Source organism: Candidatus Magnetaquiglobus sp. (assembly GCF_058402785.1).
Genome location: NZ_JBZVFG010000025.1, coordinates 23,774 through 46,024 on the forward strand (window position 1 = coordinate 23,774; position 22,251 = coordinate 46,024).

Here is a 22,251-nt window from a genome sequence, read left to right on the forward strand (position 1 = left end):
TGGATCGGCTATCTCAAGACGATCCCCCATAAGGCCAAAGAGACCTTGAACGCCTTCAAGATCTTTCTCTTCGACTAAAGGATCCGCGCATGGAAGAGAGCATCGTCACCTTCAATGCCTTTCACCACGTCGCGTGGGGCACGACCATTTCGGTCTATTTCTGGCTGGTGGGGGCCAGTGCCGGATCGTTCGTGATCTCGAGCTTCGGTTGGGTGTTCGGCATCAAGCGCTACAAACCGCTGACCATGACCGCCTCGGTCACGGCCATCATCATGCTGCTGCTGGTTCCCTTCCTGTTGACCTGGGACCTGGGCAAACCGATCCGTTTCATCTATCTGCTGATTCCCGGCTACTGGCACAGCACCGGTCCCATGGCTTGGGGCACGCTGCTGATCTGTCTGTATCCGATGTCGATGATGGTCTACAGCTACTTCGTGCTCAAGCACGACCAGACCTTCGCGCGGATTTTCGGCATCGTGGCCATCGTGCTGGCCCTCTCCACCCACTGGTACACCGGCGTGGTGATGGAGCTGAATCCGGGTCGTTTCCTCAACCATACCGCGCTGGCGCCGTTGCTGTTCCTGACCGGTGCCTTCATCTCCGGCATCGGGCTGATGAACGTCATCGTCTTCATCCGCAACGGGTTGGTGCGCGCCGAGAACCGCTACGACTGGGCCTTGGTCCACGAGATGGCGCAATTCATGATGTATGGAATCGTTTTCGACATCTTTTTGCTGTTTCTTGACTTCATGCAGACCACCTATGGAAACCAGAACGAGGTGATGGGCCACACGGTCGTGTTGATGCAAGTTTTCAGATTTCCCTATCTCTGGCTTGAGCTGGTGATTGGACTTGTTATTCCATTGGTCATTCTTGTCTCCCCGCTGAAACATACAAAGTTAGGCGCTTTCGTGGCTTCCGTGCTGGTCATCGTCGGTGTGTATGGCATGCGGGTGTGGTGGGTGATGGGTGGTCAGTATCTCCAGTCGTTCTATTGATGGATCGAGGAATGGATCGCATGCCTGAAATCCGTAGACGCGAGTTTCTTGTCGCCAGTGGCACGCTCCTCGCTTCCGCCGCGCTGCCCGCACCGGCGAATGCCATGGAGTTGGAACTGGGTGGCAAGAGCTATCATCAGTTGCGCACCTTTCATCCCCGCGTGCGCAGCCATTACGCCTGCACCCTCTGTCCTTACTGCGACGGCGGCTTCACCTATGCCGAGAACGGTCACATCCAGAAGGCCGAAGGCAATCCGGATCATGTGGCCACCCGCGGGAAGTTCTGTGCCAAGGGGTTGGCTTCATTTTTGAGCGCCTATGATCCGGATCGCATCACCATGCCGTTGAAGCGCGTCGGACCGCGCGGTTCGGGCAACTGGCGCGAGATCGGCTGGGACGAGGCGATCGCCGAGGTGGCGGGCAAGGTGGCCGAGGCCCTCTCCCAACCGGATACCATCGTGGTCAACGAGGGGGGCTCTCGCGATGGCGCGGCGGCCCGTTTCCTGGCTACCGTGGGCTCGGCTTCGCTCTTCCGCAGTTGTGCGCCGGGTCTGGGCGGCGCGGCCAGGCAGGAGGGGTTGCGGCGCATGATGGGGACCTCCTACCTGTTGCCGGATCTCGAGCATGCCCGCTACGTGCTCAATTTCGGCTGCAACATCCTGGAAACCGCGCTTCCCCTGGCCCAGCGGCTTACCGACGGCCTGGTCAACAACCGGCTCAAGCTGGTCACCTTCGACGTGCGCATGTCCAACACGGCGGGGCGCAGCCATGAGTGGATCCCGGTCTTTCCGGGTACGGACGGTTTCGTGGCCCTGGCCATGTGTCGTCACATCCTGGAGAAGGGGCTGGCGGATGGCGACTTCATCCGGAACTGGACCACCACCACCCCGGAAGAGCTGCTCGTCGCCCTGGCCCCCTACACGACCCAGAAGGCCGCCGAGATCAGCGGCGTGCCGGAGAAGAGCATCAAACGCCTCGCGGTCGAGTTCGCCAAGAACAAACCGGGCGCCGTGGTCACCATGAACGGTGTCAGCCGGCGCGACAACGGCATCGATGTCGAGCAGGCCTGCACGCTGCTGGCGGTGATCACCGGCAACATCGACAACGAGGGTGGTCTCTGTCTGCCGCGACAATTTCAGGTTGGCGTGCCGCAACCCGCGCCCAAGCCGGTCGAGGGTGGGGAGAAGCTCCGTTTGAACCACACCCTGCCGTTCGAGATCCTCGACAAGAGCCGGGTGGTCAAGGTGCTTTTCAACCATTTGAGCAACCCGGTCTATTCGGCTCCGGCGGCGAGCATCTGGCGCGAGGCGCTCAAGAACGAATCCCTGGTGCCGCTGGTGGTCGATTTTTCGCCGTTCATGAGCGAAACCGCCGAGTGGGCCGATCTGATCCTGCCGGATGTGGTGGGGGTCGAACGGCACGATCTGGTGAGCGCGCCGACCGCCTTGTGGCCATGGGTGAGCATCAGTCAGCCGTCGGTCAAGCCGGTGGGGGGTGCCCGTGACGTGCGCGAGACCTTCAAGAAGATCGTCGAGCTCATCGACGCGGACGGTCAGAAGGGGATGAAGCCTTTGTGGGCCTTCACCAGCGCCAGGCAATGGGTCGAACAGGCGAGCGCCGCCACGCCGGGTCTGGAGGGTAATTACAAAAAGTTGCAGAACAAAGGGTTCTGGCCCGACCACGGCAAGATCGATCCGGCGGACCGCAAAATCGTCAAGGATGGCGAGGCGTTGCCCGTGGCCTACCACACCTTCCACAAGACGGGTTTTGCCACCCCGTCCGGGAAGATCGAGGTGGTGGTCCCGGATCTCAAGCTCAATCCGCGGCATGCCAGGCTGGAGAAGGGACAGTTCGTGTTGGCCACCTACAAGGTTGCCTATCACGCCCGGTCGATGACCACGAACCTGAAGTATCTCGCCGAGATCCATCATGCCAACCCCTTGTGGATCAACAAGGCCCAGGCGCGGGAGTTGGAGATCGCGGATGGGGATCTGGTGCGCGTCACCTCCGAGGTCGGCTATCTGGTGACCAAGGCCTTTGTCACCAACGGCGTGCATCCCAAGGTGGTGGGGATCTCCACGTCCGTGGGTCGCACCAGTTATGGCCGGGTGGCCAAGGCGGATCCATTCGGCAAGGTGCCGGATCATGCCCGGAAGGAGCTGGTGGACGAGGATATCGACGACAATATCTGGTGGCGGGATCGGGGGGTGAGTCCCAACGAGATCTTGCCCCTGGCGGTTTCGGCGCGGCACGGCGAGCAGGCCTGGAACGATACCGTGGTCACCGTGACTCCCGCGGACCCTGGAGATGTCTACGGCACGGTCCATGTGGACAATGCCAGGCATCTGGCCATTTTCAAGCAGATGACGGGTCATCGGGCCGGTTAGCCTGATTCCCTCTGGATACCGACGCGCGAGGAGAGGTTGGGGTGAACTTATTCAAGAACAAGTTGGTCGCCATCGTGGCTGGCGGCATGTTGCTGGTCATCCTGGTCGGGCTGGGCTGGAGCGCCCATCGCTTCAACCGCATCAGCCTGTGTACCTCCTGTCACGAGATCTTCGTCAACTACGACGAGTACAAGCCGGTGGGACGGTTGAGCAACTCCAAGGAGGATTTCAACCCCTCCAAGAGTCTGAGTCCGGGACTGTTCAACGTCACGGTCGGATGCGCCGAGTGTCATGCCTACCCCTACGAGGAGTATCGTGCCTCTCCGCATTTCGACAACGAGAAGGGGGTCAAACCGGGCTGCATGGGGTGTCACAATCCCCACTCGGTCTTTCAGTTCATGAACTGGAAGTTCTTCTATCTCAACAAGGGCGGCTATGGAGAGAGTCCGTTCCACGAAATCTCCAGCGGTCTGCGCGACATCCCGGAGTGGGAGAAGCTGCGCGTGGAGCTGGCCAAGCGGGTGCGCAAGGAGATGGTCGAGGAGAACTCCATCAAGTGCAAGAACTGTCATAAGCCGGATGGCAACTGGTTCAAGAAGCTCGAGCCCCACAAGGCCACCAACGACAAGACCTGCGTGGAGTGCCATCACAATATCGTCCACAAGGCCGTGAAATGGGAGATTGACTGACCAGTCAACCGAGAAAATCATCCATCATGATCGTGTCATGAATCTTTTACCGTGGAACTCCAGTAAGGGAGGTCCACGGTTGGGGGGGTGAGGGGGTTCTCCCCCCCATCATGCAAGTTTGTGACAGGAGAATAAACGTTCCACCCGGACGTATTGTTGATAAAAAGGCTTGAGGTGTCTGGAAGATCTGGAGGTGCATCTGGACGCCTGAAGCCTTTTTTATTAAGTTTTGATGAAGGTTTGCTTTTCTCGTGATTTTCTCCATGATTGTGTTGTAGAAAAAAATCCGCATGCAATTTGATTTTGGTCAAGAATGTGTGCGAACCATCCTGTCAACATCCATTTAAAGTTGATAGCCTTCTGACTTAGCTGATTTAACGACAAATTCAAGGCATCTTTTCCACCCCATTTTGTCTCAAGGAGTTTGAATATGAAGAAGAAGAACTTGTTGTCCGTGCTCGCCGGAGCTGTCATGGCCGTGGGCATGGCTGGCGTGGCCATGGCGAATGCCCCGGCGGCCCCCGCCCTGCAACCGGAACCCACGTTGACGAAGGAGGAGTTCCAAAAAGGTCAACAGATCTACTTCGACCGTTGTTCCGGTTGCCACGGCGCGCTGCGCAAGGGTGCCACGGGTCCGGACATTACCCCGGCCAAGACCCGTCTGAAAACCCTGGATGCCCTGGACAAGATTCTCTTCAACGGCACGGATGGCGGCATGCCCGGATGGGGCAAGAGCGGCTTCATGACCAAGGACGAGACCGCCCTGATGGCCAAGTATGTGCAAATCGAGGCTCCTCTGCCGCCGGAGTGGGGCATGAAGGAGATGAAGAACACCTGGAAGGTCCACGTCCCGGTTGACAAGCGTCCCAAGGAGCCGCCGAAGGGCAAGAACTGGCAGAATTATTTCGGCGTGGTCGAGCGTGACAAGGGGCAGATCGCCATCATCGACGGCGACACCAAGAAGGTTCTCGTGACCATCCCGTCCGGCTTCGCCACCCACATCCTGCGCACCTCGATGAGCGGACGCTACATGTTCGCCATCGGTCGCGACGGCAAGGCCACCATGATGGATCTGTGGGCCGATCCGCCGAATCTGGTCGCCGAAGTGCGCACCGGTCTGGATGCCCGCTCCATCGACACCTCCAAGTACAAGGGCTTCGAGGACAAGTATGCGGTGGTCGGCGACTACTGGCCGCCCCACTATGTGATTCTCAAGGGCGATACCCTGGAACCGTTGAAGATCGTCGGCACCCGCGGTTACACCTACGACACCAACGAGTATCATCCGGAGCCGCGCGTGGCCTCGATCGTCGCCTCGCACCACGCCCCGGAGTGGGTGTTGAACCTCAAGGAGACCGGCGTCGTGCTGCTGGTGGACTACAGCAAGCTGGACGTCGGCACCGTGACCGAGACCAAGATCAACGCCGAGCGGTTCCTGCACGACGGTGGTTGGGATGCCTCCAAGCGTTACTTCCTGGTGGCGGCCAATGCGCGTGACACCATTTCGGTCATCGACACCGTGGAGCGCAAGCTGGTCAAGAACATCAAGACCGGTACCAAGCCCCATCCGGGCCGTGGCGCCAACTGGGTCGATCCGGAGTTCGGACCGGTCTGGGCCACCGTCCACCTGGGCGAGGGTCTGGTTTCGATGATCAGCACCGATCCGAAGAATCCCAAGGCCTGGACCGTGGTGCGCGAGTGGAAGCTCGGTGGCAACTCGCTCTTCGTCAAGACCCATCCGAAGAGCAAGAACGTTTATTGCGACAACACCATCAATCCCAACAAGTCCAACGTGCTGACGGTCTTCAACATCGACAAGCCGACCGAGGCTCCGCGTGAGATCACCTTCGCCAAGAAGGTGGTGCACATGGAGTATGACAAGGATGGCGGTGAAGTGTGGGTGTCGCTGTGGGACAAGGAGGGCGAAATCGTCATCCTGGACGACAAGACCCTCAAGGAAAAGGCTCGCATCACCGGTTTGAACACCCCGACCGGCAAGTTCAACGTCTACAACACCCAGATGGACATCTATTGATCCCTCTGAGCGGTTGATCGTCTTACCGGGCCGGAGTCTCTCCGGCCCGGACTTGCAACAAGGAAAACAGGAGACGAAACGATGAAGATGCAGGATTTGTTGGTCACGGTGGCCGCCTTCGGTCTGATGGCGGTGGTTGGCGGACAGGCGGTGGCTGCGGATCGGCAGATCCCGACCGCTCCCGCGGATTTCCTGAGCAAGACCAGCCCGATCAAGGCGGATGAAGCCGACGAGGCCACGCTGAAAGAGGGCGGCAAGATCTACACCAAGAAGTGCCAGAAGTGTCACGGCGAAACCGGTGACGGACAGGGTTCGGCGGCGGGTGAGTTGACCATCAAGCCGACCAACCTTTCCGCGCCCGGTTATATGGCTGGCCGCAAGGATGGGCAACTGCTGTGGATCACCATGAACGGCAGCCCGAACACCGAAATGAAGGGGTTCGGACCGGGTTCGGAGCAGAACTACTCCGAGGATGATCTGTGGAAGGTCATCGCCTACATGCGTTCCGCGTTCACCAAATAGTGGGATGGGTGGCCGGAAGGGCCGTTGGATCAAACGGTCGCAGTGGATCCCATTGCGACCGTTTTTTTTTACCGAGGAACTCTCGTCCGGGAGGGGCGCGAAAAAGGCTTCTTTGAGAAGAGCGCGCTCAAGTCAAAAGCAACGTCCCAAGGGCTTTGCCCTTGGATCCCACCAGGGGGATTATCCCCCTGGACCCTTGATCATGGAACGATGCATCCCGTGATGGGTGCGGTTTAAACCATGGGACCGGCGCGAAAAATCGTTGCTTCGTAACAACGCGCAAAAGGCAAAAGATGGCGTCCCAAGGGCTTTGCCCTCGGATCGCATCAGGGGCCAATGGCCCCTGGACCCCGATGACCGTGGGATCCTGAATCGTTACAAATTCGTATCGTTACGTATCACCAAAGAGGAACCTCATGTCCAAACCCGTCCAAAAAGTGGTCCTGGCTTACTCCGGAGGTCTGGATACCTCCATCATCCTCAAATGGCTCCAGGAGCACTACCAGTGCGAAGTGGTCGCCTTCTGCGCCGATCTCGGCCAGGGCGAGGAGCTGGAACCGGCCCGCCAGAAGGCCATGAACCTCGGCGTTCGCGAAATCTACATCGACGACCTGAAAGAGGAGTTCGTGCGCGATTTCGTGTTTCCGATGTATCGCGCCAACGCCCTTTACGAAGGGGTGTACCACCTCGGCACCTCGATCGCCCGTCCCCTGATCGCCAAACGCCAGATCGAGATCGCCACCCAGTGCGGGGCCGAAGCCGTCTCGCATGGGGCCACCGGCAAGGGGAACGACCAGGTGCGCTTCGAGCTGGCCTATTACGCCCTGCGTCCCGGAATCCAGGTGATCGCGCCATGGCGGGAGTGGGATCTGACCTCGCGCGAGAAACTCCTGGCCTATGCCGATGCCAACGGCATTCCGGTGGCGCGCGACAAACGCGGTGATGTCCCTTACTCCATGGATCGCAACCTGCTGCACCTCTCCTTCGAAGGCAAGGTGCTGGAAGATCCCTGGAAGGAACCCGAAGAGGAGATGTTCGTTTTATCAGTCTCCCCGGAACGTGCGCCGGATAAACCGACCTATGTCGAAATCAGCTTCGAAAAGGGCGATCCGGTGGCCATCGACGGCGAGCGGCTGTCGCCGGCCAATCTGCTGGCGCGTCTGAACGCCCTGGGTGGGGCCAACGGCATCGGACGGGTCGATCTGGTGGAGAACCGTTACGTGGGCATGAAATCCCGTGGCGTCTACGAAACCCCGGGCGGCACCATCCTGGGCGTCGCGCATCGCGCCATGGAGTCGTTGACGCTGGATCGCGAAGCGGCCCACCTCAAGGACGAACTGGGCCCGCGTTACGCCTCGCTGGTCTACAACGGTTATTGGTTCTCGCCGGAGCGGTTGATGCTCCAATCCCTGGTCGATGCCTCCCAGACCTACGTCACCGGCGTGGTGCGGCTGAAACTCTACAAGGGGAATGTGATCGTCACGGGTCGCAAGTCCGAGCAGTCGCTGTTCGATCCGGTGGTGGCCACCTTCGAGGATGACCATGGCGCCTACGATCAGGCCGATGCCAGCGGCTTCATCAAACTCAACGCCCTGCGGATGCGCATCGCCGCCCTGGTGCGCCAAGGAAAGCCATGAGCAAGAGCAAACCGTGGGGTGGGCGCTTCTCCCAGCCCACCGATGCCTTCATGGAGAGCTTTTCGGCCTCGATCCACTATGACTCGCGGCTGTTCCGCCAGGACATCCAGGGATCGATGACCCACTGCCGCATGCTGGCCCGTCAGGGGATCATCGCCGAATCCGAGGCGGACCTGATCGTCGAAGGTTTGGCGCGGGTCAAGGTGGAGATCGAGGAGGGACGTCTGCCGTTCCGGGACGACCAGGAAGACATCCACATGCATGTGGAGGATCGTCTGCGCGAACTGATCGGTCCGGTGGCCGGCAAGCTGCATACCGCCCGTTCGCGCAACGATCAGGTGGCCACGGATCTGCGTTTGTGGCTGCGCGAGGAGGTCGATGCGATTCGCGAGGCGTTGCGCAGTCTGCAACGCATCCTGCTCACCCTGGCCGAAACCCATGTGGAGACGGTCATGCCGGGCTTCACCCATCTGCAAAACGCCCAGCCGGTCAGTTTCGGCCATCATCTCATGGCCTATTTCGAGATGTTCGATCGCGATCGGCAGCGGTTCGGCGAGGCGCGCAAACGCATCAATCAACTGCCGCTCGGTTCCGCCGCCCTGGCCGGCACCCCCTTTCCGATCGATCGCGCGTGGGTGGCCAAGGAGTTGGGTTTCGAGGGGATCTGTCGCAACTCGCTGGACGCGGTATCGGATCGGGATTTCGTGATCGAGACCGCAGCGGCCTGTTCGTTGGTGATGATGCATCTTTCCCGTTTCTCCGAGGAGTTGATTCTCTGGTCTTCGCCGGCATTCGGTTTCGTGGAGTTGTCCGACGCCTTTGCCACCGGATCGAGCATCATGCCGCAAAAGAAAAATCCGGACGCTCCGGAGCTGGTGCGTGGCAAGAGTGGGCGGGTGACCGGTCATCTGATGGGGTTGTTGACCATGATGAAGGGGTTGCCGTTGGCCTACAACCGCGACATGCAGGAGGACAAGGAGGCGATTTTCGACATCATCGAGACGGTGCGGGGATGTTTGAAGGTGTTTGCCGGCATGTTGGCCGAGATTCGCGTTCATCAGAAGGCGATGGCCGCCGCGGCCAAGGTTGGTTTCACCACGGCCACGGATCTGGCGGATTATCTGGTACGGCAGGGGATTCCGTTCCGCAAGGCGCACGAGGTATCCGGGAGGTTGGTACGGTTGTGCGTGGAGTCGGGACGGACGTTGGAGCAGTTGTCGTTGGCCGAGATGCAGTCGGCGGATCCACGGATTGGCGCGGACGTGGTGGAGGTGTTGACGGTGACCGCTTCGATCAACGCCCGGAAGGTGGTGGGTGGGACGGCATTTGCCACGGTGCGGGCTGCCATCGAGGCTGCGCGGAGTCAGGTGGTGTGATGGGGGGGCGAAGCTCCCCGGTAAACGTGCATGATGGGGGGGAAAATCCCTTCACCTTTACCGTGGAACTCCCGTCAGGGAGGTCCACGGTTGGGGGGTGAGGGGGATCTCCCCCCATCATGCAGGTTTGGAAACGAAGCTCGTCTTTTGCACGGTGGCCTTGCGGGAGACGACGCATCTCAAAATAGACGCGGTTTAAATGGCAGCCATAGACGAAATTGAGACGGCATGGGACCCACTGTGGCAAAATCATGACAGTGTAACCCGAATCCCCATGGCAGGATGGACACACCCGAAACATGGGGAAAATGGCGCGAAATGAGACAATTCCGGGCTTTTAAAAAAATGGCCCACCAATTGCTTTATAGGATGGCAACCGCGGATGAAACGGGTCAAGAGTCAGACTAATCGAGGGCTTGAGACACGGTAACCAAATAAAGTGTAACAAAAAGGAAACAGATTCGATTTTTCGCTTGACAGGTGATGGGGAGATCCGATATAAGCCATCACATCAACACTGTGACACTTTCGCAACAGGGTGTTGCAAAAGAGACGAAACACAAAGATCCCGGTTTGGCCGGGGCATAACTGGCAACGAACTTTGGAGAAAAAGAACATGAAAAAATCCATCCTTTTGGGTGCTGCCGCCCTGGCCGCCGTCGCCCTCGCCGCTCCTCAGGCCGCTGATGCGGGTGAGGTCAAACTCGGCGGTTACTACCTGTTCCGCATGGTCTCCACGGACAACACCCCGACCGATGTCGCCGGTGACGAGAATGCCAACTTCTGGGCCCAGCGTCTGCAACTCAATGTGGACATGAAAGCCAGCGACAAGTCCCATGCCCACATGGTGACCCGCGTCCTGGATGGCAAGGTTGTCGAGGGTTCGGATCAGATCTTCGGTGGCGCCGCCGCCGCCGGCACCGGTGCCCTGGGTGCCGCCGACTGGCAGGTCCGTCAGCTGTGGTTGGAAACCGAAGCCTGGGGTGTGGGCCTGAAGGTCGGTAACATGCCGATCGCCCTGAACGATGGCCTGCTGGTCGATAACGATGTCACCTCCTATGGTACCATCCTGTTGGCCAAGAATTTCGGTGGCGTCACGGTCGTGGCCGCCGATGTCAAGGTGGACGAGGGCTATGCCGCCGCCGTCGCCGCTCAGGCCGCCATGCCGGCTGACCAGAATCACAAGGATACCGATCTGTTCGTGTTGTCCGCCCTGGGCAAGATCGATGCCTTCGATTATCAGCTGACCGGTGCCTATCTGAAGGGTCAGAACAAGGCCACCACCCTGACCGACATCACCGATGGTTGGATCGCCTTGACCCTGTCCACCAAGTTCCAGGGTATCGATCTGGTTGGTACCGCCATCTATGAGACCGGTGCCGATGTTCCGGCGACCGGTGTTGGTACCAAACAGCTTGAGGACAGCGGTACCTTCCTGGCCCTGCGTGCCAAAGGTGCTGCCGGCTTCGGTGGTTGGAACGGTTATGCCTTCTATGGCTCCACCGACTTCACCTCCCCGCTCGTGCAGAACAACGAAGCCAAGTGGTCCCCGACCTGGGATAGCTCGGGCCCTGGCTCCCAAGATCTGATGCAGCGCGCTCTGACCGGCCTCGCCGGCAACAACTCGGCGACCGCTGGCGGCAACACGGCTGGCTTCTTCTCGAACGAGACCAACATGTGGGGTATCGGTGCGGGTCTGGCGATCAATGCCGGCGCCTGGACCATCAAGCCGAGCCTGGACTATGCTCACGTGGTTGAGGATTATGATCTCACCAACCGTACCATTCAGGCCAACTACACCAGCGCCTGGGGCGGTACCGTGGGCTTCTCCACCAAGATTCAGGAAGCCACCACCTTCGACCTGTCCGGCACCTGGGTTGACCCGAAACTGTCCACCCGTCCCGCTGCCGTGCTGAATGCCGATGTGATGCATTACATCCAAGCCTCCGTGCGCATGGACTTCTAATCTCCATCGTCACACAAAGCTGGATCTTTTCAAAAAGGGAGGCGGAGCAATCCGCCTCCCTTTTTGGCGTTGATGAGCGATCCCATGATCTGGGTGACAATCTCATGGCGTTGCATGACAGGCCTGGTGTGACAGCCGCTTCTTCGCCGGCTTTGCGGATTGGTTGATCCGTGTGTCCATCATCACGACATCGATCTGGCTGACGTCAATGGTGTACGCCTGATCCACGCAAGACCATTTCAAGCGGCGCGATTTTGCATCATAATCAAACCGCGAAAGGACACAGCCATCCGGGGGAGTCGCGTGACCGAGCACGATTCAGGCTACAAGCATCTTTTCAGCCATGCGGAGATGGTGCGGGATCTGCTGCTGGGATTTGTCCACGAGGCGTGGGTGGCGCAACTCGATTTCTCCAGCCTCGAAAAGGTCAACGGCAGTTATGTGACCGATGATCTCAAGGATCGTTCGGATGATGTGATCTGGCGGGTCCTCTGGGGCGACAACTGGCTGTACGTCTATCTGCTGTTGGAGTTCCAGTCCACGGTGGACGGATGGATGGCGGTGCGGATGACCGCCTACACGATGCTGCTGTATCAAGACCTGATCAAGTCCGGTCAGGTGAAGAGTGGCGAACCACTCCCGCCGGTGTTACCCGTGGTACTCTACAACGGGAAGCCCGAATGGAACGCGGCGCAGGATGTCGCGGCGTTGATCGCCCCGATCCCAGGGGAATTGGAGCGCTATCGACCGAGCATGCGCTATCTGCTCATTGACGAGGTGCGCCATGACGACGCACAACTCGAATCGATGCGCAATCTGGTGGCCGCGCTGTTCCGTCTGGAGAAGAGTCGCAGCGTGAAGGAGATCCGGAGCGCTCTGGTGTGTCTGATCGATTGGCTGAAGGCCCCCGAGCAGTCGAGTCTGCGCCGGGCCTTCACGGTGATGCTGGGCCGGGTACTGATTCCCAAACGCGTGCCCGGCCAAACGGTCCCAGAAATGAGGGATTTACAGGAGGTGGAAACCATGCTAGCCGAAACCGTGCGGGAGTGGACCCAGGAGTGGGAAGCGAAAGGCCTGCGGAAAGGCCTGCAGCAAGGCCTGCAGCAAGGCCTGCAGCAAGGTCGTCAGGAAGGCGAGGCTGCCATTCTGATGCGCCTGTTGCAACGTCGCTTTGGTGTCGTTCCGGCGTGGGTCCAAGAGAAAATTTCCCAGGCCGATTCCAGTGCCTTGGAGGCGTGGAGCCTGCGGATTCTGGATGCCCAATCCCTGGAGGAGATTTTTGCCACCCGGATGTGAGGGGGGGTGATTTCTGCAAGGGTTGATTGGTGTGGAACGTGACGTGTTGGGTGGTTGCGGTGATCGATCTTATCCCTTTCTCTGCTATTCCCACACCCCTTCCAACCGCATTCCCCGACCGCGCAGCCAGTCGCCGGCTGACATGCGTCGTTTGCCGGCGGGTTGCAGCTCGGTGATCACGATCGAGCCCTCCCCGCAAGCGATCTCCGGGCCATCCGCGTGGAGTGCGAGGGTTGTTCCAGGGGTGCCATTTCCCATTCCGAGGCGACACGCCAGCAACTTGACCGCTTGGCCGTCGAGCTTGGCCACGGCGCCGGGCCAGGGGTTGAGCGTCAGAATCCGGCGCCGGGCCATCTCTGCCGAAGCGGTAAAATCGATCGGCTCATCGGCGTTGGTCAGTTTGGCGGCATACGTCACCCCTTCATCTGGCTGAGGCCGTGCCTGGATATCGTCAGTCTTGAGCCTGGCGATGGTTTGCAGGAGCAGACGCGCGCCGAGTTCGGCCAAGGCATCGTGCAACGCGCCACCGGTCATGCCGTCCGGCAGGGGGATGGACTCCATGGACAGGATCGGACCGGTATCCAACCCTTTTTCCATGCGCATGATGGCCACCCCCGATTCGCTATCCCCGGCCAGGAGCGCCCGATGGATCGGTGCCGCGCCGCGCCATCTGGGGAGCAGCGAGGCATGTACGTTGATGCAGCCCTGGGGGGGGAGGGCGAGGACCGCCTCGGGCAGGATCTGACCATAGGCGGCCACCACGATCAGATCCGGCGTCAGGGCGATCAGATCGGCCAGGGTTTCCGAATTCTTGAGACGTTCGGGCTGAAAAAGGGCGAGACCATGCGCGAGCGCCACCTCCTTGACCGGTGAGGCTCGCATGCGCATGCCGCGTCCGGTGGGTCGGTCCGGCTGGGTGAACACCCCCACCACCGGATCCGGGCCGTCAAGGAGGGCCTTCAAGGCGGGCACGGCGAAATCCGGGGTGCCCATGTAGACGATGCGCCAGGGGGTCACGGCTGGATCACTCCGCGTTCTGTTTCTTTTTTTTGAGTTTTTGCAGAATGATGGAGCGTTTCAAGCTCGACAGGTGATCGATGAACAGCACCCCATCCAGGTGGTCGATCTCATGCTGGAAGCAGACCGCCATCACCTCGTCGGCGTCGATGATCACCTCCCGGTTGTGTTGATCGAGCCCTCTGACCTGGATTTGCGCAGCGCGGGTCACTTCGGCGGTGTGTTCAGGCACCGACAGGCACCCTTCATTCCATTGGATCGCCCCCTCCTTGCGGATGATCTCCGGATTGGCCAGAAAGATCGGATTGCGTTTTCCCTCTTTTTGGCAATACTGCACATCCACCACGATCACCCGTTGCGAAACCCCGACCTGGGGGGCGGCCAGGCCGATTCCCTGGGCGTGATACATGGTTTCGGCCATGTCTTCCATGAGGCGACATACCGCGTCGGTGACCGCCGGCACCGGCAGGGCCTTGCGTTTCAGGCGGCTGTCCGGGGCGGTGAGAATGGTCATGCGGGCCATGGTTGATTCCTTGGATAAGCTCTCAATAAAGGGTGACAAAAACTCAACGGTATCCGACTCCGATTTTCCATGTCAACACACAAGCGTGCGATCAGAATAGCATCACCATCCGTCCCAGATACCAGGCGTAGATCGCGGGTCCAAAGTGGAGATATCCCCAGGCCGCCAGAGCCAGATAGGGACCAAACGGAATCGGCAGGGAGCGATCCCGTCCCCAGACGAGGATCCAGGTGATGCCGACCACGCTGCCGATCATTGCGGAACCGAAGATGATCAACGGCAGCGCCTGCCAGCCGAGCCAGGCGCCGAACAGGGCGACCAGCTTGACATCCCCCAGTCCCATGCCCTCCTTGCCGGTGATCTTGTAAAAGATCCATCCGAACAGCCACAATCCGCCCCCGCCTACGGCCATGCCGATCAGGCTCTCTTGCCAGCTGGCCAGGGGTGGGACGAACCAGGACGTGAATGAAAGAACGATGCCGACGGCGATGCCGGGCAGGGTGATCACATCCGGCAGGATGTAGTGGTACAGATCGATGACGGTCAGGGTGATCAGGGCGTACCCCAGGACGGTCAAGGCGATGCCGGTGGGGGTGAGGCCGAAGCGGTGCAGGGTGGTGGCGGTCAGGATGGCGGCGGTCAGCTCGACCAGTGGGTATTGGATGGAGATTCGCGCCCGGCAGTGTCGACAGCGTGCGAGCAGGATCAACCAGCTCAACACCGGGATGTTGTCATGCCAGGCGATCATCTGCCGACAGTGGGGGCAGCGCGAACGCGGGAAGACGATGTTCTCCTCGAGCGGGATCCGGTGGATGAGCACATTGAGAAAGCTGCCGAAAATCAGGCCAGCGAATGCAAAGATAGCGAGCAGATGCCAGGACATGACGATGCGGTTCCTCGAGGTGGTCACCCTTGGATTGTGGTCACGGTTCAAGACCCCCCATGATTGGTGGGGTCCAGGGGCCATTGGCCCCTGGTGGGATCCAAGGGCGAAGCCCTTGGGACTCTTCTTTTGCCTTTTGCGCGCTGTTACGAATGAGCGATTCTTCGCGTTCTTTGCGAGAAATCGCTTTTTTGAAGAGCGCGCTAAAAGAACACAAAGACAACGACGAAATCAAAGGACAAGACACAACCCCGGAGGTTTTGCCTCCGAACCTCCGCCGGGGACCTTCGGTCCCCGGTCCCGCGACGTTTTTTTTCGTCGGGGACCTTTCGCCCCCGGTCCCGCAACGATTCATTCCCAGGGTTGGGGGCGAAAGTCGGTTCCTCCCGATTATACGACGCCCCTCTCCTTGAGAGCCTTCATGACCGCGTTGGCATCCTTGGACATGAAGAGCTGATCGAGCATCACGAACATCTGCGAACGCAGGGTCTGGAAGGTCTCCATTTCGGCGATGGCCGCCTCTTTTTGTTGTTTGGCCACCATGCCGACCACGGTTCGGGCGGTCTCATGCACCTTCATGTGTACCTTGCCCAGCTCCACGAACAACGGAATCGCCCCGAACTTGGCGGTCCCCTCGCTGTCGTACCACTTGCCGAAGGCGCATTCGTGGCCGCTGGCTACCTCCTCGGGCTTGAGACGGGCGCGTCCCCGAATGACGTGTTCGAGCTTGCCGAGCCACTTCAGATGGGCATTCTTCACCGCCTGTACGTCGAAGGCCGGCGAGCTGTAGGAGAAACCCTCCTCCCATTTCTTGAGGGCGTCGCTGATCTCCTGGACCACGGTGGTGAGCATGCCGGCGTGATGGATCGAACCGCTCAGGTACTCTTGCAGGTCGAGGGCCTGGAGGATCTGCTTTTGCACGTTGACCGAGGCGATGTAGATCTCCTCGGAGCCCATCTGCAAGGCGGCGGTGCGTTCCTGGGCGGTGGTGCTCTCCTGGGCGACATTGGCCGCGCCCATGGCCACGTTGGAGGCGGCGCGGGCGATTTCGGCGGTGCCGGCGGCGGCCTCCACTGCGGCGCGGGCCACTTCCTGGGAGGCCATGGCCAGCTCGGAGGCGTTTCGGGTCACCTCGTCGGCGGCCTGGGTGACGTTGCGCATCGATTGGGCGATGTTGCCCACCGCCCGCGCCTGATCATCCACCGAACGGGTGATCTCCATGTTGGTTTCGGTGATCTGTTGGATCAGCGTGGTGACATCGCGGGTGACGCTGGCGGCCTCGCGGGTTTTCTGCTGGATCTCGCGGGTTTTTTCATGAATCATGCGGGTGGCGTCACCGGTCTGACGGGCCAGCTCCTTGACCTCGTTGGCGACCACGGCGAAACCCTTGCCTGCCTCGCCGGCGCCGGCAGCCTCGATGGAGGCGTTCAGGGCCAGCATGTTGGTCTGATCGGCGATGGTCTTGATCATGCCCACCACCTTGCCGATCTCGCCGGCGGCCACGGCCAGCTTGTCCATCACCGCCAGACTGGAGCGGGCGTTGAGATTGGCCTTTTCCGAGCGTTGATCGGCCAGCTGGCACCGTTCGCGCACCGCGCCCAGGGAGGTGGTCATCTGGGTCATGGAGGCCGACACCGTGCTCACCGCCTGATTGACCAGGGCGAGGCTGGAGTTGACGTTCTCGATGTTGGCGGTCATCTCCTCGGCGGCGGAGGCCATGGTGGTGACGTTGACGCTCGCCTCCTCGGAGGCGGCGGCGATGGAGGAGACGTTGTTGGAAAGTTCATGGGCCACGAAGTTGACGGAGTTGATGTTCTCCTTCACCTCGTCGATCCTGAGTTTCAGTTTCTGGGTTTCGCTGTCCAGATCGTCGTTGAGCTGCAACACCTGTTTGGAGAGGTTCACCGTGCCCTGGGAATCCTCGGCCAAAAGTGCCCGCAGCGGGATCAGTTCGTTGACCACCGCGATGACGCTTTCGCCCTGGAGTCGTTGCTGACGCAGGGAGTGGGTGATTTGTTCCGTGACCAGGTTGAATTTCTGTCCGATGAACTCCAGTTCTTCGACATACCCCTCGACGAAGTGGATCTCCAGGTTGCCCTGGGCGTACTCTTCGAGTCGTCCGGAGAAGTCGTTGATCTGGTGGGTGAGGGACCAGTTGCGCCAGCCGAGGAAGAGGAGTCCCGTCAGCACGAGCGCGAGATTGATGCCGACCAGGGTACGCACCGCGGCCACCACGTTGTCATTGGTTTGGCGCGACTGGGCGGCCATGCGTTGCACGGCCTTGTCCATGGCGGTGAGCAGGACGCCATTCTCTTCGATGACGTTTTTCTTGATCTGCTCCAGGTCGCCGGAGCCGGCCAGACCGGACCGGACGTTGCGTTGGAACGACTCCCATTTTTCCGCCACCGGTTGCAGCTCGGCGAGCACCTCGGAGGAGGGGAGCGACATGGCCTCGAAGGTGGTTTTTTCGCGGTTGAGAGTGGCCGGAGCGTTGCCACCGGTCATGAGGGCCTTCAAGGTGAGGTCGAAGACCGACAGGCTATCCTCGGCCAGTTTTTTGACCATGTGGTCGCCGGTGACCAGATAGATGAAGAACTCCTTGGTGGCTTTCTGGACCAGCATGCGCTGTCGTCCGGCCAGATTGATGGTGGCCGCGTCTTCGCTTTTGAGTTGCGTGGCGAAGTAGAGATTGCCGACGGCCAGGACGGCCAGGAGCATCAACAGCACTCCCAGGATTTTGAGCGAGGCCTTGATGCCGATTTTTTGATCCCAGGCGTGGAGGTTGATTTTTGACGTCATGGGGTTTTCCTGGTAAATAAGATGGACAGGTCGTCGTTTGCCGCCAATCCGTGGCGGGTATGACTCGAGAACGCGGAGTTCCATGCGACACCCGGGCAATCATCCGGACACCATGATTCGGTGTCAGCTCATACCGTGACATCCCGCGAGGGAGTCCACGGTCGGGGGTTCGGGGTTCTCTCCCCCCATCCTGCAACTATTATAGTCAAAATGGACGCCGCATCAAAAGGCATGCCGATCGAGTCACTCGCAAAAAACGTGACAAAGATCAACAACGACAACTGGACGCTCTGTCACGAATGTGGCGGACCGGCGATCCTGCCACCCACGCCGGTTGGCGGGGTGGCCTGTTGCTGGCGCTGTGGAGCCGAACTGGCGCGTCATCGTCCTGGCGGACTCGAGCGACCCCTGGCCCTGGCCGTGAGCGGATTGGTTTTCTATTTCATCGCCCTTTTTCATCCTCTGCTCATCATGAAGCTCGGCGGGCGCACCCTGGGCAACACCCTCTGGGATGGGGTCACCGCCATGCAGCGCGAGGGGATGAGCGATCTGGCGGTGCTGGTGTTTCTGACCAGCATGTTGTTTCCGCTGATTTGGCTGGCCGGTCTCACCTATGTGCTCTTGCCGCTGCATCTGGGTCGCCGACCCTGGAAGGGCGTTTGGGTGTTGCGCGTGGCACAGGCGGTCAACAGTTGGTCGATGGTGGGGATCTTCATGCTCGGCCTGTTCGTGGCCTACGTGAAACTGGCCTCCATGGCCGGCATGGCGCCGGGCATCGCCCTGTTCGCCCTGTTCGTCCTGCTGATCGTGGTCGCGGCCACCCGCGCCGCGTTCGATCCCCATCAGGTCTGGCAACGGCTGGCGCCCCACGCGCCGCCGGTTCCGCAGGCCCGGAGCGATGCCGCGACCTGGATCCAGTGTCACGTCTGCGGTCTGATCGCCCGTCCCGAGGAGGCGCATGGCCAACCGTGTCCGCGCTGCGGGGCTGGCCGGCACTTTCGCAAACCGGACAGCCGCAACCGTACCTGGGCCTTGTTGTGGGCCGCCACCATCCTGTACATTCCCGCCAACCTCTATCCGGTGATGACCGTGATCCGCATGGGGCGCGGACAGCCCGACACCATCCTGAGCGGTGTGAAACACCTGATCGAGGGGGGAATGTGGCTGTTGGCGCTGGTGGTGTTCGTGGCGAGCATCGTGGCACCGGTGATGAAGATCGTGGTGCTGATGTTCCTGCTGGTCACGGTGGGGAACCGCTCCACCACCCGCTGTCGCGATCGCATCGCCCTGTATCGGGTGCTGGAGGTGTTTGGTCACTGGTCGATGGTGGATGTTTTTCTGGTCTCGATCCTCACGGCCCTGGTCGATTTCGGTGTTCTGGCCCAGATCAAGCCAGGCATCGGCGCCTCTTATTTTGCCGCCGTGGTGGTCCTGACCCTGTTGGCCACCCATGTATTCGATCCCCGATTGATCTGGGATCCCTTGAACGAGTCCAAGCATGAGCACTCCTGATTCCCCGCGCATCCCCCTTTCCGGAACCGACGGTGCGAGCGCCGACGCCGGGATTCCCCTGGCCGTCGTGGAGACCAAACGGGGCAATCTGCAACTGGTGTGGTTGATTCCGCTGGTGGCGATGCTGGTCGGCGCGTGGCTGGTTTACAAAACCTGGTCCGAGGCCGGACCCGGCGTGGTGCTCACCTTCAAGAGCGCCGAGGGGATCGAGGCCGGCAAGACGCGCATCAAACACAAGGAGGTCGAGGTCGGGGTGGTCGATTCGGTGACGTTGAGTCCCGATTTCACCCATGTGCGCGTGCATGCCGCCCTGGTCAAGGGCACCGAGCTGTTCTTGAACAGCGGCGCCAAATTCTGGGTGGTGCGACCGCGTTTGAGTCTGCGTGGCATCTCCGGACTCGGCACCCTGGTCTCCGGGGTGCACATCGAGATGGAGCCGGGTCAGGGCGAGTCCCAGCGGGAGTTCGTCGGGCTGGAGTCTCCGCCGCCGCTGCGTGTCGGCGCGCCCGGCACCCGTTACATCCTGGAGGCACCCACCCTCGGCTCGCTGGAAGTGGGCGCTCCCATCTACTACCGCGACATCCAGGTGGGCGAGGTGCTTGGTTACGAGTTGAACAAGGATAAAAAGGGGATCACCCTCTCCATCTTCGTGCAGGCCCCCTACAACGCCCTGGTACGCGACTCCACCCATTTCTGGGAGACCAGCGGGGTGGATCTGGTGGTGGATGCGAGCGGATTCCGGTTGCGTTCGAGTTCCGTCACCCGTCTTCTGGTGGGTGGCATCACCTTCGACACTCCGGAGTCCCTCGAATCCGGCACCTTCGCCGCAGAGAACACCCGTTTCCCCCTCTACAAGAACGAAAGCGCGGTCACCGAGGGTTCCTACACCCACAAGCTGACCTTCGTGCTCTATTTCAAGGGTTCGGTGCGGGGTTTGAGCGTCGGGGCGCCGGTGGAGTTTCGTGGCATTCAGGTGGGCAAGGTGACCGATATCCGTCTGGAGTACGATTTCCAGGAGACCCTTTTCCGCATTCCGGTGCTGGTGCAGATCGAGCCGGAGCGGGTGATCGAGTTTTCCACCAGCGGGGTGAAAACCATTCGCCACGACTCGCCGCGAGAGTTTCTGGAGACCCTGGTCAAACGCGGGATGCGGGCCCAGCTCAAGACCGGCAGCTATCTCACCGGGCAGTTGTTCGTGGAGTTGGATCTCCATCCCGGCGCGCCGATGAATCTGGTGGGGGGCACGCAGAATCTTCATCCCGAGTTGCCGACCATTCCGACCAGTCTGGACGAGATCACCGCCTCGGTGACCCGTTTTCTGGACAAGATCCAATCGTTGCCTTTGGAGGGGATCGGCAGGGAGTTGCATGAGACCTTGAAGGGGACCAACCGCACCGTCAACGCCCCGGAGACCATGGAGACGATCCGTGCCGCCACGGCGGCCTTGACCGAGGCGCGCAATTTGTTGAAAAACCTCAATCTACAGGTTGAGCCCATGGCCAACGGCGTCAAGGGGGCGAGTGGCGCGGCCACCGCCACGTTGCAACAGTTGGAGGAGACGTTGACCAAGGTGGATGGGTTGATCGGGCCCAAGGCGCCGTTGCATTACGGCATGGTGGAGGCGGTGCGGGAGTTGGCTGCCGCGGCCCGTTCGGTGCGCAGTCTGATTGATTTATTGGAGCGCAAGCCCGAATCCCTGCTATTCGGCAAGGAGAAGGAGGGGGTACGTCGATGAAAAGGGGTTTGTTGGTTACGGGTTCGGTTCTGGTGGTGGTGTTGGGCATTGTGGCCGGTTGTGCGGGTCCGGGGTCGCCGCCGACCCGATTTTTTCTGTTGACCGCCCAGATCGGCCAGGAGGAGGGGAGGGTTGGGATGGATCGCAAGGCCGGCCTGGTGGTGGAGTTGGAGCCGGTGGAGATTCCCCAGTATCTCAACCGTCCGGAGATGGTGACCCGTGCCGGTGGCAATCGTTTGCAGTTGGAGCGGATGAACCAGTGGGGTGGTGATCTGAAGGAGGACATCGGGCGGGTCACCATGGAGAATCTGGGGCGACTGTTGAATTCCGAGCGGGTGACGTTGTTGCCGGGTCGTTCGGAGGGTGAGCCTGATTTTCGGGTGGTGACGAGCATTCACCGGTTCGAACCGGACGAAGCGGGAGAGGTGGTCTTGGAGGCGCGATGGATTTTGTTTGATGGGCGTGGTGGGCAGTTGGAGACCCGGCATGTGCGGATTGTCAAGCGGGCCGAGCGGGCGGATGATCAGGATGCGTCGGTGAAGGCGATGAGTCAGGCGTTGGCGGAGTGGGCGCGGGAGATCGGTGGGGTGATTCAGGCGCGGGGAAAGGGTGGGAGCAAGGGGGGACGGTGAGAGCAAAACGTTGCGGTGGACCGGGGGCCGAAGCTCCCCGGCAGAGGTTTGGAGACGGAGTCTCCACGGTTGGGGGGTGAGGGGGTTCTCCCCCCATCATGCAAGTTTGTGAAAATCGCTGCGCGCAGCCTTGGAAGCTGAGTCGTTTGGTGTCTTTTGCAAAACGTCAGCTTCGTAAGCACGAATCGATTGTTTCGCTTCGTGCAGGTTTGGTGATTCCATTCATGGAATCACCAAACAGCCT

General features: G+C 60.4%; 16 protein-coding genes. 12 read left to right on the forward strand and 4 right to left on the reverse strand.

The features are described from left to right. Positions 1-89 precede the first annotated feature (89 nt). The 9 genes from nrfD to ACV4UY_RS09980 all read left to right on the forward strand — a co-directional run bounded on the left by nrfD (position 90) and on the right by ACV4UY_RS09980 (position 12,906). On the forward strand, positions 90-998 hold the full coding sequence (gene nrfD, locus ACV4UY_RS09940) for an NrfD/PsrC family molybdoenzyme membrane anchor subunit (RefSeq protein WP_420905078.1): 909 nt from the start codon (positions 90-92) through the stop codon (positions 996-998). Between the two features lie 20 nt (positions 999-1,018). Beyond that, positions 1,019-3,385, forward strand: coding sequence for a molybdopterin-containing oxidoreductase family protein (locus ACV4UY_RS09945; RefSeq protein ID WP_491607443.1), 2,367 nt, complete (start codon positions 1,019-1,021; stop codon positions 3,383-3,385). A gap of 41 nt (positions 3,386-3,426) precedes the next feature. Continuing rightward, a complete protein-coding gene (locus ACV4UY_RS09950; RefSeq protein ID WP_491607444.1) occupies positions 3,427-4,074 on the forward strand; it encodes a NapC/NirT family cytochrome c in 648 nt (215 codons plus the stop codon). A gap of 430 nt (positions 4,075-4,504) precedes the next feature. Next, positions 4,505-6,109: a cytochrome D1 domain-containing protein gene (locus ACV4UY_RS09955; protein ID WP_491607445.1), complete on the forward strand. Its 1,605-nt coding sequence runs from the start codon at positions 4,505-4,507 to the stop codon at positions 6,107-6,109. An 81-nt stretch (positions 6,110-6,190) separates the two neighbouring features. Next, positions 6,191-6,631 (forward strand): c-type cytochrome, encoded by a 441-nt coding sequence (locus tag ACV4UY_RS09960; protein WP_491607446.1) that lies wholly within the window; start codon positions 6,191-6,193, stop codon positions 6,629-6,631. A 416-nt stretch (positions 6,632-7,047) separates the two neighbouring features. Then, complete coding sequence (locus ACV4UY_RS09965; RefSeq protein ID WP_420906193.1) at positions 7,048-8,268, forward strand: argininosuccinate synthase; 1,221 nt, start codon at positions 7,048-7,050, stop codon at positions 8,266-8,268. Next, positions 8,265-9,644 (forward strand): argininosuccinate lyase, encoded by a 1,380-nt coding sequence (gene argH / locus ACV4UY_RS09970; protein ID WP_491607447.1) that lies wholly within the window; start codon positions 8,265-8,267, stop codon positions 9,642-9,644. Before ACV4UY_RS09965 ends, argH begins: the two co-directional genes overlap by 4 nt. 616 nt (positions 9,645-10,260) lie before the next feature. Further along, positions 10,261-11,610 (forward strand): hypothetical protein, encoded by a 1,350-nt coding sequence (locus ACV4UY_RS09975; protein ID WP_491607448.1) that lies wholly within the window; start codon positions 10,261-10,263, stop codon positions 11,608-11,610. 303 nt (positions 11,611-11,913) lie between these two features. Continuing rightward, positions 11,914-12,906: an Rpn family recombination-promoting nuclease/putative transposase gene (locus ACV4UY_RS09980; protein ID WP_491607449.1), complete on the forward strand. Its 993-nt coding sequence runs from the start codon at positions 11,914-11,916 to the stop codon at positions 12,904-12,906. Between the two features lie 84 nt (positions 12,907-12,990). On the opposite strand, the gene fmt is transcribed toward ACV4UY_RS09980, so the two are convergent. The 4 genes from fmt to ACV4UY_RS10000 all read right to left on the reverse strand — a co-directional run bounded on the left by fmt (position 12,991) and on the right by ACV4UY_RS10000 (position 18,128). Then, positions 12,991-13,923: a methionyl-tRNA formyltransferase gene (gene fmt / locus ACV4UY_RS09985; RefSeq protein WP_491607450.1), complete on the reverse strand. Its 933-nt coding sequence runs from the start codon at positions 13,921-13,923 to the stop codon at positions 12,991-12,993. Between the two features lie 7 nt (positions 13,924-13,930). Continuing rightward, positions 13,931-14,446 carry a peptide deformylase gene (gene def, locus ACV4UY_RS09990; protein ID WP_491607451.1) on the reverse strand — a complete coding sequence of 172 codons (516 nt, stop codon included), beginning with the start codon at positions 14,444-14,446 and terminating at the stop codon, positions 13,931-13,933. 91 nt (positions 14,447-14,537) lie between these two features. Next, complete coding sequence (locus ACV4UY_RS09995; RefSeq protein WP_491607452.1) at positions 14,538-15,329, reverse strand: prepilin peptidase; 792 nt, start codon at positions 15,327-15,329, stop codon at positions 14,538-14,540. 390 nt (positions 15,330-15,719) lie between these two features. Then, positions 15,720-18,128, reverse strand: a complete 2,409-nt coding sequence (locus ACV4UY_RS10000; protein WP_491607453.1) for a methyl-accepting chemotaxis protein — start codon at positions 18,126-18,128, stop codon at positions 15,720-15,722. A gap of 258 nt (positions 18,129-18,386) precedes the next feature. Between ACV4UY_RS10000 and ACV4UY_RS10005 the strand changes: the two genes are divergently transcribed. The 3 genes from ACV4UY_RS10005 to ACV4UY_RS10015 are packed head-to-tail and all read left to right on the forward strand — an operon-like array spanning position 18,387 to position 22,007. Further along, positions 18,387-19,640: a paraquat-inducible protein A gene (locus ACV4UY_RS10005; protein ID WP_491607454.1), complete on the forward strand. Its 1,254-nt coding sequence runs from the start codon at positions 18,387-18,389 to the stop codon at positions 19,638-19,640. Next, positions 19,627-21,375 (forward strand): PqiB family protein, encoded by a 1,749-nt coding sequence (locus tag ACV4UY_RS10010; RefSeq protein ID WP_491607455.1) that lies wholly within the window; start codon positions 19,627-19,629, stop codon positions 21,373-21,375. Before ACV4UY_RS10005 ends, ACV4UY_RS10010 begins: the two co-directional genes overlap by 14 nt. Beyond that, entirely contained in the window at positions 21,372-22,007 is a 636-nt protein-coding gene (locus ACV4UY_RS10015; RefSeq protein ID WP_491607456.1) for a PqiC family protein, read from the forward strand. Before ACV4UY_RS10010 ends, ACV4UY_RS10015 begins: the two co-directional genes overlap by 4 nt. Positions 22,008-22,251: the final 244 nt, after the last annotated feature.